This is a genomic window from Aquabacterium sp. A3 (assembly GCF_038069945.1).
Classification (GTDB): domain Bacteria; phylum Pseudomonadota; class Gammaproteobacteria; order Burkholderiales; family Burkholderiaceae_C; genus Aquabacterium.
Map to the genome: position 1 here is coordinate 473,765 of NZ_JBBPEV010000001.1, position 17,678 is coordinate 491,442.

The 17,678-nt window shown below is 64.9% G+C and carries 9 protein-coding genes; 3 read left to right on the forward strand and 6 right to left on the reverse strand.

The genetic code is table 11. The features are described 5' to 3' along the window. Positions 1–31: 31 nt before the first annotated feature. On the reverse strand, positions 32–1,093 hold the full coding sequence (locus WNB94_RS02095) for an aromatic ring-hydroxylating dioxygenase subunit alpha (RefSeq protein WP_341389914.1): 1,062 nt from the start codon (positions 1,091–1,093) through the stop codon (positions 32–34). 239 nt (positions 1,094–1,332) lie between these two features. On the opposite strand from WNB94_RS02095, the gene WNB94_RS02100 reads away from it, so the two are divergent. Further along, a complete protein-coding gene (locus tag WNB94_RS02100; RefSeq protein ID WP_341388069.1) occupies positions 1,333–2,178 on the forward strand; it encodes an urease accessory protein UreD in 846 nt (281 codons plus the stop codon). 172 nt (positions 2,179–2,350) lie between these two features. Beyond that, entirely contained in the window at positions 2,351–3,058 is a 708-nt protein-coding gene (locus WNB94_RS02105; RefSeq protein ID WP_341388070.1) for a response regulator, read from the forward strand. 31 nt (positions 3,059–3,089) lie between these two features. On the opposite strand, the gene WNB94_RS02110 is transcribed toward WNB94_RS02105, so the two are convergent. The 4 genes from WNB94_RS02110 to WNB94_RS02125 form a co-directional block, all read right to left on the reverse strand. Continuing rightward, positions 3,090–4,046: an NAD(P)H-dependent flavin oxidoreductase gene (locus tag WNB94_RS02110; protein WP_341389915.1), complete on the reverse strand. Its 957-nt coding sequence runs from the start codon at positions 4,044–4,046 to the stop codon at positions 3,090–3,092. Further along, on the reverse strand, positions 4,046–5,851 hold the full coding sequence (locus tag WNB94_RS02115) for an acyl-CoA dehydrogenase (RefSeq protein ID WP_341388072.1): 1,806 nt from the start codon (positions 5,849–5,851) through the stop codon (positions 4,046–4,048). Before WNB94_RS02115 ends, WNB94_RS02110 begins: the two co-directional genes overlap by 1 nt. A 131-nt stretch (positions 5,852–5,982) precedes the next feature. Beyond that, the gene (locus WNB94_RS02120; protein ID WP_341388074.1) at positions 5,983–6,915 is read right to left on the reverse strand and encodes an electron transfer flavoprotein subunit alpha/FixB family protein; all 933 of its coding nucleotides are present in this window, start codon (positions 6,913–6,915) and stop codon (positions 5,983–5,985) included. A gap of 13 nt (positions 6,916–6,928) precedes the next feature. After that, positions 6,929–7,678 (reverse strand): electron transfer flavoprotein subunit beta/FixA family protein, encoded by a 750-nt coding sequence (locus WNB94_RS02125; RefSeq protein ID WP_341388076.1) that lies wholly within the window; start codon positions 7,676–7,678, stop codon positions 6,929–6,931. 147 nt (positions 7,679–7,825) lie between these two features. Between WNB94_RS02125 and murI the strand changes: the two genes are divergently transcribed. Next, on the forward strand, positions 7,826–8,671 hold the full coding sequence (gene murI / locus WNB94_RS02130; RefSeq protein WP_341388078.1) for a glutamate racemase: 846 nt from the start codon (positions 7,826–7,828) through the stop codon (positions 8,669–8,671). Positions 8,672–8,691: 20 nt separating this feature from the next. On the opposite strand, the gene WNB94_RS02135 is transcribed toward murI, so the two are convergent. Then, a complete protein-coding gene (locus tag WNB94_RS02135; RefSeq protein ID WP_341388080.1) occupies positions 8,692–17,604 on the reverse strand; it encodes an SPM autocatalytic domain-containing protein in 8,913 nt (2,970 codons plus the stop codon). Positions 17,605–17,678: the final 74 nt, after the last annotated feature.

Here is a 17,678-nt window from a genome sequence, read left to right on the forward strand (position 1 = left end):
GCGGCAAGGCCCCCTTCGCCCCGCGCGTGAATCAGCCCTCGACAGGCACCAGCCGGATGCTCACGCCAGGCAAGCCCCGATGCACTTCCTCTTCACCGTGGGCCTGCAAGATGGCCATCAGTCGCTTGCGGATCAGCATGCCAGGCTTGTCACTGTCCATGGAGTACTCCACCCCGCGCCGCCGCGTGTCCAGCCAGGCGTCCGGGTCGGTCGACTCCAGAATCTCCTTGTCTTCGCGGGTGATCTCTGCGTCGAAGTCGATCAGCAGCTGCGCCGGGCAATCGGCCTCGGTGTCATTGCGGAACAACCACTGGCACAACTGCATGCTGCCATCGTCAATGGGCGTGAAGCAATTGATGATCACATGCCGCACACCGCCGGGGTACTCGATGTCCAGCCGACGTGAGAAGGGCTGGAAGTAGGCGTTGCGCATGTGCCGGGTGGTCACCGGATCGCTGACTCCACTGACCTGCTGGAACGCGGGTGGATTGACCGCCTCGATCACCGTTTCGGCGTAAAAGCCGTCTTCGTTTTCCACCAGTTCGTACTTGCTGGGGCGGGGTCGATCGGCCACACCAAAGGTGGCTCGGTGCACGAAGCTGAAGTGCGAGTTGTCAAACGAGTTCTCAAGCGCGCGCATGGGGCTGGTTTCCCAACGCTCATAGAACTGGAAGATGGTGCGCCAACCTGGCATGTCGAACTCAGGCACCTCGGGGATGTCGGCCACCGGGTCTTCCAAGGCCACCCAGGCATAGCCATAGCGGGCCTGGCAATGGTACGCGGTGGTTTTGAAATCCGCCGGGATGGGGCGCCCCTCTTCGTACTGCGGCACGTGGGTGACCCGGCCACTGCGGTCATACACCCATCCGTGATAGCCACACTGAAGCCCCCCCTTGGCACACCAGCCCTTGGACAGTCTGGCCGTGCGATGGCAACACCGATCGCGCAGTGCAGCGGGCTGCCCATGCTCGTCCAGAAAGACAACGATGGACTCACCCAGCAGGGTGAACGGGCGGGGTCCGTCTTGCAGATCGGACAAAGGCATGACGGCATGCCAGAAACGGCGAAACACAGGCTGCTGCGTGGTCAGCATGGACAGCTCCTCAAGGTCGAACATGGCGGCACGCAGGCCGCAAGGGTTGAACAAGAGGGAGCAATGACCCGCCGCGCACCAGGCTGGCACAGAAAGTGCACCAACTGGCGGCATGCGACTGAACGCTTCTACTCCGCCTCTACAGTGTATGCAATCTGCATGCCTTTATGTGCACGCCTTGGTGTGCTGCCATGCATCGCTGCGCGATACTGCCCTTCTGCCCACGTGACGACACGCCCATGAGCTGGCAAGGCCAACTGACCCTGCGCTACCAACGCGATGGCGAGCGCACCATCGCACACGACCGCCACCACGGCCCCTTGCGGGTGCTGCAGCGGCTCTATCCCGAAGGCCCTGGCATTTGCCACCATGTGCTGGTGCACCCCCCCGGCGGCATCGTGGGTGGCGACACGCTGCACATCGACGCCGAACTCGCGCCAGACAGCCATGCACTGATCACCACACCTGGCGCCACGCGCTTTTACAAAAGCACGGGCGAACGGGCCGAACAACATGCCCTGGTCAAGCTGGCGGCCAACAGCCGGCTGGAATGGCTGCCCCTGGAAACGCTGGCCTACCGTGGGTGTGCCGCGCACAACCGGATGCGTTTTGAGCTGGCCCCAGGCGCCGAGATGATCGGTTGGGACGTGCTGGCCCTGGGCCTGCCGGCCGCCAACGAACACTTCGACGATCCGCAGTGGGTGCACGGGCACTACACGCAAGAAATCGAGCTGCCCGGCGTGTGGCTGGAGCGCGGCACCGTGCAAGCCAACGACCGACGCCTGCTGGACAGCCCCCTGGGCTGGGCCGGGCGCCGCGTGATGGGCACGCTGTGGCTCAGCAGTGGCCAGGCCATGGGCGGCGCGGATCGAGAACAACTGAAGGAGCTGGCGCGCCAGTGCGTTCAATCCAGCACCTTGCGGGCCACCGCGGGGGTGACCAGTCCGGACGATCGCGTGGTGGTGCTCAGGGTGCTGGCAGACCGGGTTGAGCCGGCCATCCAGCTGCTGACCGAGGTCTGGCAGCAGTGGCGTCAGCAACGCTGGCAGTTGCCTCCGCACACACCCCGCATCTGGCGCATGTAGTGCCCGCCAGGCGCTGCTCGCAACGGACACATCTGATACCTTTTCTGACACATCGCGCTGCAGAGGGGGCGAACTGTGTCAAGCCGTGACAGTATCATGGCGGCCGCGTCATCCCCCCTTGGTGGGTGATCCTGGCGCACGTTCCTGACAATAAACGCGGCGAGGAGGCCCCATGAAAGTCCTGTTGATTGATGACCATCCGCTGATCCTGGCGGCACTGCAATCCGTCATCCAGGGCTTGGGCGACCATGTGAAGGTGACCGCTGCCGACAGCGGGCGGACCGCCCGCGAGGCCTTGGTCAATGACCCGCAACACCAACTGGTGCTGCTGGACCTGCAGCTGGGCGACGCGGACGGCTTTGACCTGCTGGTCGAGTTCCGGACACGCTACCCGGCCTTGCCGATCGTGGTCATCTCGGCCTCAGACCGCCCCAGCGACGTCATCCGCGCCATCGACCTGGGTGCCATGGGCTTTGTGCCCAAACGCGCCAGCAACGAAACGCTGTTCGAAGCCCTTCAGCAGGTGCTGTCTGGCGGGGTGTACGTGCCCCCCATGAACATGGGCGAAGCAGGCTTTGGGGCCGACGGCATGTCCGGCGTGCAAGGACAGGCGGTGCAGGCGGGCTACCAGACGGCGCCCTCACTGGCCGACCTCAGCCTCACCCCGCGACAAACCGATGTGCTGAATCTGCTGCTCAAGGGGCAGCCCAACAAACTGATCGCCCGCGAACTGGGCCTGTCGGTGGAAACCGTCAAGGACCACGTGGCGGCCGTGCTGCGCGCGCTGGGCGTCAATTCCCGCACGCAAGCGGTGATTGCCGTCAGCCAGATCCTGCGCCGTCAGGGCGGCGTGGTAGACCCGATGATGGCGCTTCGCTGAAGCGCCCTGCCCCCACGGCCTACCGTGGGGCTCACAGCGCCGCCCTGGCCTGCGCGTATTCGGCTTTCAGCCGGGCCACCAGTGCCGCCGTCGAGTCCACGGACTTGACCGCACCGATGCCCTGGCCACACCCCCAGATGTCGCGCCAGGCCTTGGCCTCACCAGCGTTCTTGCTGCCAAAACTCATCTGGCTGGGGTCACCGTCGCCCAGATGGTCAGGGTCCAGTCCTGCCGCGACGATGGAGGGGCGCAGGTAATTGCCATGCACCCCCGTGAACTTGCTGGAATAGACAATGTCGACGCTGCTGCTGTCCACCACCATCTGCTTGTAGGCATCCACGGCGCGGGCCTCTTGCGTGGCGATGAAGGCTGAGCCGATGTAGGCGAAGTCGGCGCCCATCGCCCGCGCCGCCAGAATCGAGCGGCCATGGGCAATGGCGCCGGACAGCGCCAAGGGCCCATCAAACCATTCACGGATTTCCTGGACCAAGGCAAACGGGCTGAGCGTGCCGGCATGCCCACCAGCGCCGGCCGCCACCGCGATCAAGCCGTCGGCGCCCTTCTCGACCGCCTTGTGGGCAAAGCGGTTGTTGATCACGTCATGCAGCACCACGCCGCCATAGGCATGCACGCTGTGGTTGACGTCCTCACGCGCGCCCAGTGACGTGATGATGATGGGCACCTTGTACTTGGCGCACACCTCCATGTCGTGCTCCAGACGGTCATTGCTCTTGTGCACGATCTGGTTGATCGCAAAAGGCGCCGACGGGGCCTCTGGATGGGCGCGGTCATGGGCCGCCAGCGTCTCGGTGATCTCGGCCAACCACTCATCCAGCTGTGAAGCAGGACGCGCGTTGAGGGCGGGCATCGAGCCCACCACCCCTGCCTTGCACTGAGCGATCACCAGCTTGGGCGTGCTGATGATGAACATCGGCGACGCGATGACAGGAAACGCAACGCGTTGCAGCGCGCCAGGCAGTGCCATGATCAGAACGCATCCAACGGCATGGCCGTGACGCTGTCGCCACCTTCCAGGATGGTGTCGCGCAGCGATGCAATGCGAGCCAGGATGTGGTCGCCATAAAAGCGTGCCGTGGCGATCTTGGCGGTCATGAACTCGGCGTCTTCACCCGCTGCCAACCGGTCTTCTGCGGCCATCAGGGCACGGGCCATCTGCCAGCCGGCCACCAGGTTGCCCGTCAGCATCAGGTAAGGCACCGATCCGGCAAACACGGCATTCGGATTGGCCTTGACGTTGGCAACCACAAAATCCACGACCTGCAGGAAGGACTCGCGGGCGGCCTTCAGTTGCTTGGCCAGCTTCTTGCCGGCTTCGCTGCTGCGGGCGGTGAGCTGACCTTCGGTGTCGGCGATTTGAGCGGCGACGGCCTTGGCCGTGGCGCCACCATCACGGGCGGTCTTGCGGCCCACCAGGTCGTTGGCCTGAATGGCGGTCGTGCCTTCGTAGATCGGCAGGATGCGCGAGTCGCGGTAGTACTGGGCCGCACCGGTTTCTTCGATGAAGCCCATGCCACCGTGCACTTGCACGCCCAGCGAGGTCACTTCCACCGAGTTCTCGGTGCTGAAGCCCTTGATCAGGGGCACCAGGAATTCGTAGAAGGCCTGGGCCTGCTTGGCCACCGCGGCATCGGGGTGGTTGTGGGCCGTGTCATACGCAGCGGCACCGACCATGGCCATGGCGCGCTCGCCCTCGATCAGGGCACGCATGGTCATGAGCATGCGCTTCACATCGGGGTGATGGATGATGGCCACAGACTCTTTGGCCGAACCATCCACCGGACGCGATTGCACGCGGTCCTTGGCGTAGGCCACCGCGTGCTGGTAGGCGCGCTCGGACACGGCGATGCCCTGCACACCCACGTCGTAGCGAGCCGCGTTCATCATGATGAACATGTACTCCAGGCCACGGTTTTCTTCGCCCACCAGGTAGCCGATGGCGCCCGGGCCCACTTCGCCCTTGTCGTCGCCATACACCAGCACGGCGGTGGGCGAGGCCTTGATGCCCAGCTTTTCTTCGATCGAGGCGCAGTACACGTCGTTGCGTTGGCCCAGCGAGCCGTCGGCATTGACCATGAACTTCGGCACCACGAACAGCGAGATGCCCTTGACGCCTTCGGGCGCGTCGGGGGTGCGGGCCAGCACGAGGTGAACGATGTTCTCGGTCATGTCGTGCTCACCGTAGGTGATGTAGATCTTCTGGCCGCTGATGCGGTAGGTGCCATCAGCCTGCTTGACCGCCTTGGAGCGCACCAGGGCCAGGTCCGAGCCGGCCTGAGGCTCGGTCAGGTTCATGGTGCCCGTCCACTTGCCGGACACCATGTTGGGGATGTAGCGGGTTTTGAGTTCGTCGCTGCCAGCGGTCAGCAAGGCCTCGATGGCGCCGGCCGTCAGGATGGAGCACAGCGAGAAGCTCAGGTTGGCAGCCATGGTTTGCTCAACGCAGGCGGCACCGATGATCTTGGGCAGGCCTTGACCGCCGTACTCAACGGGTTGACCCAGGCCTTGCCAGCCACCTTCGGCCAGCGCAGCGTAGGCTTCCTTGAAGCCCTTGGAGGCGCGCACCACACCGTTGTCCCACGAACCGTGGTCCTGGTCACCCGACCAGTTCAGGGGGGCGACCACGCCTTCGTTGAACTTGGCCGACTCTTCCAGCACGGCCTGGGCGGTCTCGAAACCGGCTTCTTCGAAACCGGGGATTTGGGCGATCTTGTCGATGCCAGCCAGCTCCTTCATGCAGAACAGCTGGTCCTTGACGGGGGCCTTGAATGCCATGGTGTGTGCTCCAGGGGGAACGGCGTTTAAAACGCAGGAATTCGCAAGGAAAAAAGGGGCGTCTCGCAAGACGCCCCGTTTGATGAGGGGCTGTCGACGCTCAAGTTCGACAGGCCATCCTCAGACCATCATCACAGGGCCTTGATCAGCTCAGGCACTGCATTGAAGAGGTCGGCTTCCAGACCGAAATCGGCCACCTGGAAGATCGGGGCTTCGGGATCCTTGTTGATGGCCACGATGACCTTCGAATCCTTCATGCCGGCCAAATGCTGGATGGCGCCGGAGATGCCGACGGCCACGTACAGCTGAGGCGCCACGATCTTGCCGGTTTGACCCACTTGCAGGTCGTTGGGGGCGTAGCCAGCATCCACGGCAGCGCGTGAGGCACCCAGCGCGGCACCCAGCTTGTCGGCCAGGGGCGACATCACTTCGTTGAACTTCTCGGCCGAGCCCAGGGCGCGACCACCCGAGACCACGATCTTGGCAGCGGTCAGTTCAGGACGCTCGGACTTGGTGACCTCGCGGCCCACGAAGCTCGAGGAGCCCGAATCGCCCACGGCGGCCACGGTTTCCACGGCGGCCGAACCACCGGTGGTGGCAGCGGCGTCGAAGGCGGTACCGCGAACGGTCAGCACCTTCACCGAATCAGCCGATTGCACGGTGGCGATGGCGTTGCCGGCGTAGATGGGACGCTCGAAGGTGTCGGCAGAGATCACCTTGGTGATTTCCGACACTTGGGCCACGTCCAGCTTGGCTGCGACGCGGGGGGCCACGTTCTTGCCAGCGGCGGTGGCGGGGAACACCAGGTGGCTGTAGCCCGAAGCCACGGCCAGCACCTGGGCTGCCACGTTCTCGGCCAGACCGTCGGCGAACTGGGCGCCATCGGCGTGCAGCACCTTGGCCACGCCAGCGATCTGGGCGGCAGCGGCAGCGGCGGCACCGGCGTTCGAGCCAGCGATCAGCACGTGTACGTCGCCACCACAGGCCTTGGCAGCCGTGATGGTGTTCAACGTGGCGCTCTTGATGGAGGCGTTGTCGTGTTCAGCAATGACGAGTGCGGTCATGTTGTCAGTCTCCTCAGATCACCTTGGCGTCGTTCTTCAGCTTGGAAACCAGGGTGGCCACGTCGGGCACCTTGATACCAGCAGAACGCTTGGGCGGCTCGGCCACGCTCAGGGTCTTGATACGGGGGGCCACGTCCACACCCAGGTCAGCCGGCTTCACGGTGTCCAGGGGCTTCTTCTTGGCCTTCATGATGTTGGGCAGCGTCACGTAGCGGGGCTCGTTCAGACGCAGGTCGGTGGTCACCACGGCGGGCAACTTCAGCGACACGGTTTCCAGACCACCGTCAACTTCACGGGTCACGTTGACCTTGTCGCCAGCGACTTCCACCTTGGAGGCGAAGGTGCCTTGGGGCAGGTTGGCCAGGGCAGCCAGCATTTGACCGGTCTGGTTGCTGTCGTCATCGATGGCTTGTTTGCCCAGGATGATCAGCTGGGGCTGTTCCTTGTCGACCAGGGCCTTGAGCACCTTGGCCACGGCCAGGGGCTGCACTTCGTCCGTGGTTTCGACCAGGATGCCGCGGTCGGCGCCAATGGCCATGGCGGTGCGCAGGGTTTCCTGACACTGCGACGGGCCGATGGAGACGGCGATGATTTCAGTGACCACGCCCTTTTCCTTCAGGCGGGTGGCCTCTTCGACGGCGATTTCGTCGAAGGGGTTCATGCTCATTTTGACGTTGGCAATGTCGACACCAGAGCCGTCGGACTTCACGCGAACCTTCACGTTGTAGTCCACAACCCGCTTGACCGGAACCAGAACCTTCATGCGATGTTCTCCTGCGTCATGAGGAAGAGTTGAATGAATAAGACGCGCCAAAAAAGCACGATCGTTCGATTCTAACGCAATGTGGGGCGCCTCAGGGCAATCCCGGCGTGAGAAAGGAAGAAAATACGCGGTTTATACCGTGCATCCATGACAGCCCACGACTCCAGCACCAGCCAGGACCTCGAACTGACGTCGTTTGACGGCCTCAGGGTGGGGGTGTTCGACTCCGGTCTGGGTGGCCTGTCCATGGTCGAAGCCCTGCGTCACCAACTGCCGGGGGCAGGCATGGATTACGTGGCGGACTCGGGGCACGCACCGTACGGCGAACGCGACGACCGCTACATCCTGGGCCGCTGCCATCAGATCACTCAGCGCCTGCTGGACCGGGGCGCCGACCTGATCGTCGTGGCCTGCAACACCGCCACCGCGGTGGCCATACGAGATTTGCGGCAAACCTGGCCGGGGGTGCCGTTCATTGGCGTGGAGCCCGGCATCAAACCCGCGATCACGGTATCGCCGCAAGGTCGCATCGGCGTGCTGGCCACGCCCATGACCCTGTCGAGTCAGAAATTTCGCGATCTGATAGACGCTCATGCGCAAGGGGTGCACCTCGTCTTGCAGCCCTGCCCTGGTCTGGCCGCAGAAATTGAGAAAGGTGCTTTGGACACGCCGGCGTTGCGCACGCTGGTCGACCGCTTTTGCGCCCCCATGACCGTGGACCAGGTCGACACGGTGGTGCTGGGCTGCACGCACTACCCGTTGGTTCGCCCCTTGTTCGAAGACGCCTTGCCGGCCAGCGTGCAGATACTGGACACGTCAGGCGCCGTGGCCCGTCATGCGCGACGCCTGGCCCAAGTCATCCATGCCCATGGGGTGAATGCGCGTGACACCAGCGATTCGTTGCGACTTTGGACCACGGGCGACCCCCTGCATCTGCAAGAGGTCGCCCGCCGCTGGCTGTCTCAGCCCTCGTTGACGGCCCAGCCTCTTTGACAGAGGCTGGAGCGCATGCCTCAGATCAGCAAATTGCCATTCTGATCGTCCACCAGGCCCTTGAGCGGATCGCTGACCACTGAGACCGCAGCGCCACCATCGGACGTTGCCGGGACAGCGGCCGAAGCATCTGCGCCCTCGCCCTCGGCGGCCGCACTGTCAGGGGTGTTGTCCAGCGCCGCCAGGGCTTCGCTTTCCGGACCAGCGGCCAGGACATCGCCCATGGCCAACTCCTCCAGACTGGTGGCTTCACCCGGTGCCTTCTGGAACCAGACGTCGGCCATGTCGCGGGTCTCGCCTTCGGTGGTGGTGTAGCTGGAGACCAGGCCCAACAGGTTGCCGTTGTCCGTCTCGGTGCCCTGCTGTGCCCCGAGGTCCATCGACAGGATGCCCAGGTCGGCCAAAGACTTGAGCTCACCGGCGCCGGTCACCCCATCGCTGTTGGCATCTACCCAGACCTTCAGTTCATTGAACTTGGCGTCTGAGGCATCGATGACGCCGTTGCCGTCACTGTCGAGTTGGGCGAGCGCAGCATAACCATGCCCGGCACGCTGGCCGTTTTCCAGCTCCATCGCACCACCGAACAGCTCCTTGCCGTCGTTGATGATGCCGTCGCCGTTGCGATCCCAGACCAACAGGCCGTCGTCCTTGCCCACCCAGCCCACCTGGCTGGCATTGCCCGTGGCATTGAGGTCAAAGTTGACGCCGTCCGACAGCGAGCGTGTTTCCACACCGTCTCCGTCCAGGTCAAGCACGATCGGTGTGGCACCAATCATGGCGTCGAGCTGCACCCCGCTCATCACCGCGACATCATCGGTCTCAAAGGCAGAGACCTGGGTCATGGACATGGCGGCGATGTCGGAGGTCTGCAGCACCGTGATCTGATCGGTGGTGAAGGCCACGATCTGGTCGGTGGTCAATGCCGCAGCCTGTGCCGTGGTCAGGGCCACGATCTGGTCGGTCGTCAGTGACTCGAACTGATCCGTGGTCAATGCCGCGATCTGGCTGGTGGTGAAGGCAGCGATTTGCGCCGTCCCCAGGGCCTGCAGGTCATCGGTCTCGATGGCCGCCACTTGCGCGGTGGTCATCGCAGCCACCTGAGCGGTGCTCAGCGCAGCGACCTGGTCGGTGCTCAAGGCCTCGACGGCATCGGTGGTCAGGCCACGAATGGCCGCCGTGGTCAGGGCTTTGATGTCATCGGTCTCGATCGCAGCCACCTGATCGGTGGTCAACGCTGCGGCCTGGGCCGAGGTCAGCGCCTTGATCTGGTTGGTGCCCATCGCGGCGATGTCGTCGGTCTCGATGGCTGCGATCTGGTCGGTCGTCATGGACGCCACCTGCGCCGAGGTCAGCGCACCGGCCTGGTCGGTGGTCAGCGCCTCGATCTGGTCGGTCGTCAGCGAGCGAACCTGGGCGGTGGTCAGGGCGGCGGTCTGGCTGGTGCTCAGCGCCTGCAGGTCATCGGTCTCGATGGCCGCCACCTGCGTGGTGGTCAGCGCCTTGATCTGCGCTGTGCCCAGCGCACCCACCTGGTCGGTGGTGAGTGCGGCGATACCGTCGGTGGTCAGGCCACGGATGGCCGCCGTCGTCAGTGCACCGATGTCGTCGGTCTCGATCGCGGCGACTTGATCCGTCGTCAAGGCGGCGGCCTGGGCCGAGCTCAGGGCCTTGACCTGCGTGCTGTTGAGCGCGGCGATGTCGTCGGTCTCGATGGCCGCCACTTGCGTGGTGGTCAAGGCTGCGACCTGGGCCGAGGTCAGCGCACCCACCTGGTCGGTGGTCAGCGCGGCGATGCCGTCGGTGGTCAGGCCACGCACGGCCGCCGTGGTCAGGGCTTTGATGTCATCGGTTTCGATCGCGGCCACCTGATCGGTGGTCAGCGCTGCAGCCTGGGCCGAGGTCAGCGCCTTGATCTGGTTGGTGCCCATCGCCGCAATGTCGTCGGTCTCGATGGCAGCGATCTGGTCGGTCGTCATGGACGCCACCTGCGCCGAGGTCAGCGCACCGGCCTGGTCGGTGGTCAGCGCCTCGATCTGGTCGGTGGTCAGCGAGCGAACCTGGGCGGTGGTCAGGGCAGCTGTCTGGCTGGTGCTCAGCGCCTGCAGGTCATCGGTCTCGATGGCCGCCACCTGCGTGGTGGTCAGCGCCTTGATCTGCGCTGTGCCCAGCGCACCCACCTGGTCGGTGGTGAGTGCGGCGATACCGTCGGTGGTCAGGCCACGGATGGCCGCCGTCGTCAGTGCACCGATGTCGTCGGTCTCGATCGCGGCGACTTGATCCGTCGTCAAGGCGGCGGCCTGGGCCGAGCTCAGGGCCTTGACCTGCGTGCTGTTGAGCGCGGCGATGTCGTCGGTCTCGATGGCCGCCACTTGCGTGGTGGTCAAGGCTGCGACCTGGGCCGAGGTCAGCGCACCCACCTGGTCGGTGGTCAGCGCGGCGATGCCGTCGGTGGTCAGGCCGCGCACGGCCGCCGTGGTCAGGGCTTTGATGTCATCGGTTTCGATCGCGGCCACCTGATCGGTGGTCAACGCTGCGGCCTGGGCCGAGGTCAGCGCCTTGATCTGGTTGGTGCCCATCGCGGCGATGTCGTCGGTCTCGATGGCCGCCACTTGCGTGGTGGTCAGCGAGGCCACCTGCGCCGAGGTCAGTGCGCCCATTTGATCGGTGGTCAGCGCCTCGATCTGATCAGTTGACAAGGCCTTGATTTGCGCCGTTGTGAATGCCTTGATCTGGTTGGTGGTCATCGCCGCGAGACCGTCGGTGTTGATGGCCAGCACCTGACTGGTGGTCAACGCAGCAACCTGAGCGGTGGTGAACGCGGCCACCTGATCGGTGGACATCTCGTAGATGCCGACGGTATTCAGGCCACGCACTGCGGCGGTGGTCAAGGCCGCCAGATCATCGGTTTCAATCGCCGTGATCTGGTCGGTGGTGAGTGCAGCGGTTTGGGCCGAGCTCAGGGCTTTGACCTGGGTGGTGTTGAGTGCAGCGATGTCGTCGGTCTCGATGGCCGCCACTTGCGTGGTGGTCAAGGCTGCCACCTGGGCCGAGGTCAGCGCACCCACCTGGTCGGTGGTCAGTGCGGTGATGCCGTCGGTGGTCAAGCCACGCACGGCCGCCGTGGTCAGGGCTTTGATGTCATCGGTCTCGATCGCGGCCACCTGATCGGTGGTCAGCGCTGCGGCCTGGGCCGAGGTCAGCGCCTTGATCTGGTTGGTGCCCATCGCGGCGATGTCGTCGGTCTCGATGGCCGCCACTTGCGTGGTGGTCAGCGAAGCCACTTGCGCAGAGGTCAGTGCGCCCATCTGGTCGGTGGTCAGCGCCTCGATCTGGTCGGTCGTCAGCGAGCGAACCTGGGCTGTGGTCAGGGCAGCGGTCTGGCTGGTGCTCAGCGCCTGCAGGTCATCGGTCTCGATGGCCGCCACCTGGGTGGTGGTCAGCGCCTTGATCTGCGCTGTGCCCAGCGCACCCACCTGGTCGGTGGTGAGTGCGGCGATACCGTCGGTGGTCAGGCCACGGATGGCCGCCGTCGTCAGTGCACCGATGTCGTCGGTCTCGATCGCGGCGACTTGATCCGTCGTCAAGGCTGCGGCCTGGGCCGAGCTCAGGGCCTTGACCTGCGTGCTGTTGAGCGCGGCGATGTCGTCGGTCTCCACCGCAGCGATCTGCGTGGTGGTCAGCGCCGCCACCTGGGCCGAGGTCAGCGCACCCACCTGGTCGGTGGTCAGTGCGGCGATGCCGTCGGTGGTCAGGCCACGCACGGCCGCCGTGGTCAGGGCCTTGATGTCATCGGTTTCGATCGCAGCAACCTGATCCGTCGTGAGCGCGGCCGCCTGGGCCGAGGTCAGCGCCTTGATCTGGTTCGTGCCCATCGCGGCGATGTCGTCGGTCTCGATGGCTGCGATCTGGTCGGTCGTCATGGACGCAACCTGGGCCGAGGTCAGCGCGCCCATTTGATCGGTGGTCAGGGCCTCGATCTGATGCGTGAACAATGCCTTGACTTGAGCTGTTGTGAGCGCCTTGACCTGGTCGGTGGTCAGCGCTGCGATGCCATCAGTGCTGAGGACATTCACCTGGGTGGTGAGCAAGGCTGCCACTTGGGCCGTGGTGAGCGCCGCCACCTGATCGGTGGACATTTCAGAAATTCCGAGCGAACTGAGCCCTCGCACCGCGGCAGTGGTCAGCGCCGCCAGGTCATCGGTCTCGATGGCCACAATCTGGTCTGTGGTCAAAGCAGCCGTCTGAGCACTGCTCAGTGCACGGAACTGCACGGTGGTCATGGCAGCGATGTCGTCGGTCTCGATGGCCGCCACTTGCGTGGTGGTCAGCGCCGCCACCTGGGCCGAGGTCAGCGCACCCACCTGGTCGGTGGTCAGTGCGGTGATGCCGTCGGTGGTCAGGCCACGCACGGCCGCCGTGGTCAGGGCCTTGATGTCATCGGTTTCGATCGCGGCCACCTGATCGGTGGTCAGCGCTGCGGCCTGGGCCGAGGTCAGCGCCTTGATCTGGTTCGTGCCCATCGCGGCGATGTCGTCGGTCTCGATGGCCGCCACTTGCGTGGTGGTCAGCGAAGCCACTTGCGCAGAGGTCAGTGCGCCCATCTGGTCGGTGGTCAGCGCCTCGATCTGGTCGGTGGTCAGCGAGCGAACCTGGGCGGTGGTCAGGGCCGCTGTCTGGCTGGTGCTCAGGGCCTGCAGGTCATCGGTTTCAATCGCCGCAACCTGGGTGGTGGTCAGCGCCTTGATCTGCGCCGTGCCCAGCGCACCCACCTGGTCGGTGGTCAGTGCGGCGATGCCGTCGGTGGTCAGGCCACGGATGGCCGCCGTCGTCAGTGCACCGATGTCGTCGGTCTCGATGGCGGCGACTTGATCCGTCGTCAAGGCTGCGGCCTGGGCCGAGCTCAGGGCCTTGACCTGCGTGCTGTTGAGCGCGGCGATGTCGTCGGTCTCGATGGCCGCCACTTGCGTGGTGGTCAAGGCTGCCACCTGGGCCGAGGTCAGCGCACCCACCTGGTCGGTGGTCAGCGCGGCGATGCCGTCGGTGGTCAGGCCACGCACGGCCGCCGTGGTCAGGGCCTTGATGTCATCGGTTTCGATCGCGGCCACCTGATCGGTGGTCAACGCTGCGGCTTGGGCCGAGGTCAGCGCCTTGATCTGGTTGGTGCCCATCGCGGCGATGTCGTCGGTCTCGATGGCTGCGATCTGGTCGGTCGTCATGGACGCCACCTGGGCCGAGGTCAGCGCACCGGCCTGGTCGGTGGTCAGGGCTTCGATCTGGTCGGTCGTCAGCGAGCGAACCTGGGCTGTGGTCAGGGCAGCTGTCTGGCTGGTGCTCAGGGCTTGCAGGTCATCGGTTTCGATGGCCGCCACCTGCGTGGTGGTCAGCGCCTTGATCTGCGCTGTGCCCAGCGCACCCACCTGGTCGGTGGTCAGTGCGGCGATGCCGTCGGTGGTCAGGCCACGGATGGCCGCCGTCGTCAGTGCACCGATGTCGTCGGTCTCGATGGCGGCGACTTGATCCGTCGTCAAGGCTGCGGCCTGGGCCGAGCTCAGGGCCTTGACCTGCGTGCTGTTGAGCGCGGCGATGTCGTCGGTCTCGATGGCCGCCACTTGCGTGGTGGTCAAGGCTGCCACCTGGGCCGAGGTCAGCGCACCCACCTGGTCGGTGGTCAGCGCGGCGATGCCGTCGGTGGTCAGGCCACGCACGGCCGCCGTGGTCAGGGCCTTGATGTCATCGGTTTCGATCGCGGCCACCTGATCGGTGGTCAACGCTGCGGCTTGGGCCGAGGTCAGCGCCTTGATCTGGTTGGTGCCCATCGCGGCGATGTCGTCGGTCTCGATGGCTGCGATCTGGTCGGTCGTCATGGACGCCACCTGGGCCGAGGTCAGCGCACCGGCCTGGTCGGTGGTCAGGGCTTCGATCTGGTCGGTCGTCAGCGAGCGAACCTGGGCTGTGGTCAGGGCAGCTGTCTGGCTGGTGCTCAGGGCTTGCAGGTCATCGGTTTCGATGGCCGCCACCTGCGTGGTGGTCAGCGCCTTGATCTGCGCTGTGCCCAGCGCACCCACCTGGTCGGTGGTCAGTGCGGCGATGCCGTCGGTGGTCAGGCCACGGATGGCCGCCGTCGTCAGTGCACCGATGTCGTCGGTCTCGATCGCGGCGACTTGATCCGTCGTCAAGGCTGCGGCCTGGGCCGAGCTCAGCGCCTTGACCTGCGTGCTGTTGAGCGCGGCAATGTCGTCGGTCTCGATGGCCGCCACTTGCGTGGTGGTCAAGGCTGCCACCTGGGCCGAGGTCAGCGCACCCACCTGGTCGGTGGTCAGTGCGGCGATGCCGTCGGTGGTCAGGCCACGCACGGCCGCCGTGGTCAGGGCTTTGATGTCATCGGTTTCGATCGCGGCCACCTGATCAGTGGTCAGCGCTGCAGCCTGGGCCGAGGTCAGCGCCTTGATCTGGTTGGTGCCCATCGCGGCGATGTCGTCGGTCTCGATCGCAGCGATCTGGTCGGTCGTCATGGACGCCACCTGGGCCGAGGTCAGCGCACCGGCCTGGTCGGTGGTCAGCGCCTCGATCTGGTCGGTCGTCAGCGAGCGAACCTGGGCGGTGGTCAGGGCAGCGGTCTGGCTGGTGCTCAGCGCCTGCAGGTCATCGGTTTCGATGGCCGCCACCTGCGTGGTGGTCAGCGCCTTGATCTGCGCTGTGCCCAGCGCACCCACCTGGTCGGTGGTCAGTGCTGCGATGCCGTCGGTGGTCAGGCCACGGATGGCCGCCGTCGTCAGTGCACCGATGTCGTCGGTCTCGATCGCGGCGACTTGATCCGTCGTCAAGGCTGCGGCCTGGGCCGAGCTCAGGGCCTTGACCTGCGTGCTGTTGAGCGCGGCGATGTCGTCGGTCTCCACCGCAGCGATCTGCGTGGTGGTCAGCGCCGCCACCTGGGCCGAGGTCAGCGCACCCACCTGGTCGGTGGTCAGTGCGGCGATGCCGTCGGTGGTCAGGCCGCGCACGGCCGCCGTGGTCAGGGCTTTGATGTCATCGGTCTCGATCGCGGCCACCTGATCGGTGGTCAGCGCTGCGGCCTGGGCCGAAGTCAGCGCCTTGATCTGGTTCGTGCCCATCGCGGCGATGTCGTCGGTTTCGATGGCCGCCACTTGCGTGGTGGTCAGCGCGGCCACTTGCGCAGAGGTCAGTGCGCCCATCTGGTCGGTGGTCAGCGCCTCGATCTGGTCGGTGGTCAGCGAGCGAACCTGGGCGGTGGTCAGGGCAGCTGTCTGGCTGGTGCTCAGCGCCTGCAGGTCATCGGTCTCGATGGCCGCCACCTGCGTGGTGGTCAGCGCCTTGATCTGCGCCGTGCCCAGCGCACCCACCTGGTCGGTGGTGAGTGCGGCGATGCCGTCGGTGGTCAGGCCACGGATGGCCGCCGTCGTCAGTGCACCGATGTCGTCGGTCTCGATGGCAGCGACTTGATCCGTCGTCAAGGCAGCCACCTGGGCTGAATTCATGCCACGCAACTGAACGCTGGTAAACGCAGCGACGTCATCGGTTTCAATGGCGCTCACTTGGGTGGTGGTGAACGCACCCGCCTGGGCACTGACCAAAGACCCCACCTGCTCGGTCGTCAGCGCAACGACCTGGTCGGTGGTCAGGGCACGGATCTGGGCCGTGGTCACTGCCTTGATCTGGTCGGTGGTCAGGGCTTGAATGTCATCAGTCTCGATCGCTGCGACCTGAGTGGTGCTGAGCGACTTCACCTGCGTCGTTGTCAAGGCGGCGGCCTGATCAGTGGTCAGCGCAGCCACGCCGTCGGTGCTCAGCCCTTTGAGCGCAGCGGTGGTCAGCACGCGCAGGTCATCGGTTTCGACCGCCTGAACCTGGTCTGTGTTGAAGGCTGCAACCTGAGCACTGCTGAGGACCGCAAACTGGCTCGTCCCCAAGGCTGCCACGTCATCTGTCTCGATCGCAGCCACCTGCGTGGTGCTCAACGCTTTGACCTGCGCCGTACCCAACGCGGCCACCTGGTCAGTGGTCAGCGACACCACCCCATCTGTGGTCAAGCCGCGAACCGCTGCGGTGCTCAACGCCCCGATGTCATCGGTTTCAATGGCCTGGACTTGATCCGTGCTCAATGCAGCGGCCTGGGATGACGTCAACGCCTTGATCTGGGTGGTACCCATGGCGGCGATGTCATCGGTCTCGATCGCGCCGATCTGCGTGGTCGTGAATGCTGCGGTCTGCGCGCTCGTCAGGCTGCTGATCTGATCGGTGGTCAGGGCCTCTACCTGATCCGTCACCAGGGCCTTGATCTGCGCCGAGGTCATGGACTTGATCTGATCAGTGCTCATGGCCTGCAGATCGTCGGTCTCGACCGCCGCGACCTGTGCCGTCGACAACGACTTGACCTGCGTGGTACTGAGTGCCGCGACCTGATCCGTGCTCAAGGCCACCACCCCATCAGTGGTCAGGCCTTTGAGTGCTGCGGTCGTGATGACAGAAATCTCGTCCGTTCCGATGGCGCCGATCTGGTCCGTCGACAGGGCCTTGACCTGAACACTGGTCAAGGCCTTGACTTGCTCGGTTCCCATGGCCGCGATGTCATCGGTTTCGATGGCAGCGATCTGGGTTGTCGTGAAGGCGCCCACCTGGCGCGATGTCAGTGCAGTGACCTGATCGGTCGTCAGGGCCTCGACCGCATCGGTGCTCAGCGCACGAACCTGGATGGTCGACAGCGTCCGGATCTGATCGGTTCCAAAGGCCTGAATCTGCGATGAATTCAGCGTCGCAATGTCGGCGGTTTCGATCACCTTGACCTGAGTGGTGGTGAGTGCCGCAATCTGATCGGTCGTGAACGCCGCCCAGTCTTCCGTGGTGAGTTTGATGATCGACGTGGTCGACAGTGCTGCAATCTGGTCGGTGCTCAACGACTCGATGATGGACGCCATGATTCCCCCTGATGGGCCGATGGAAACTCAAAATCCAGTCAAACAAGCATGACTGGGTCAACGATCTGTGGCAG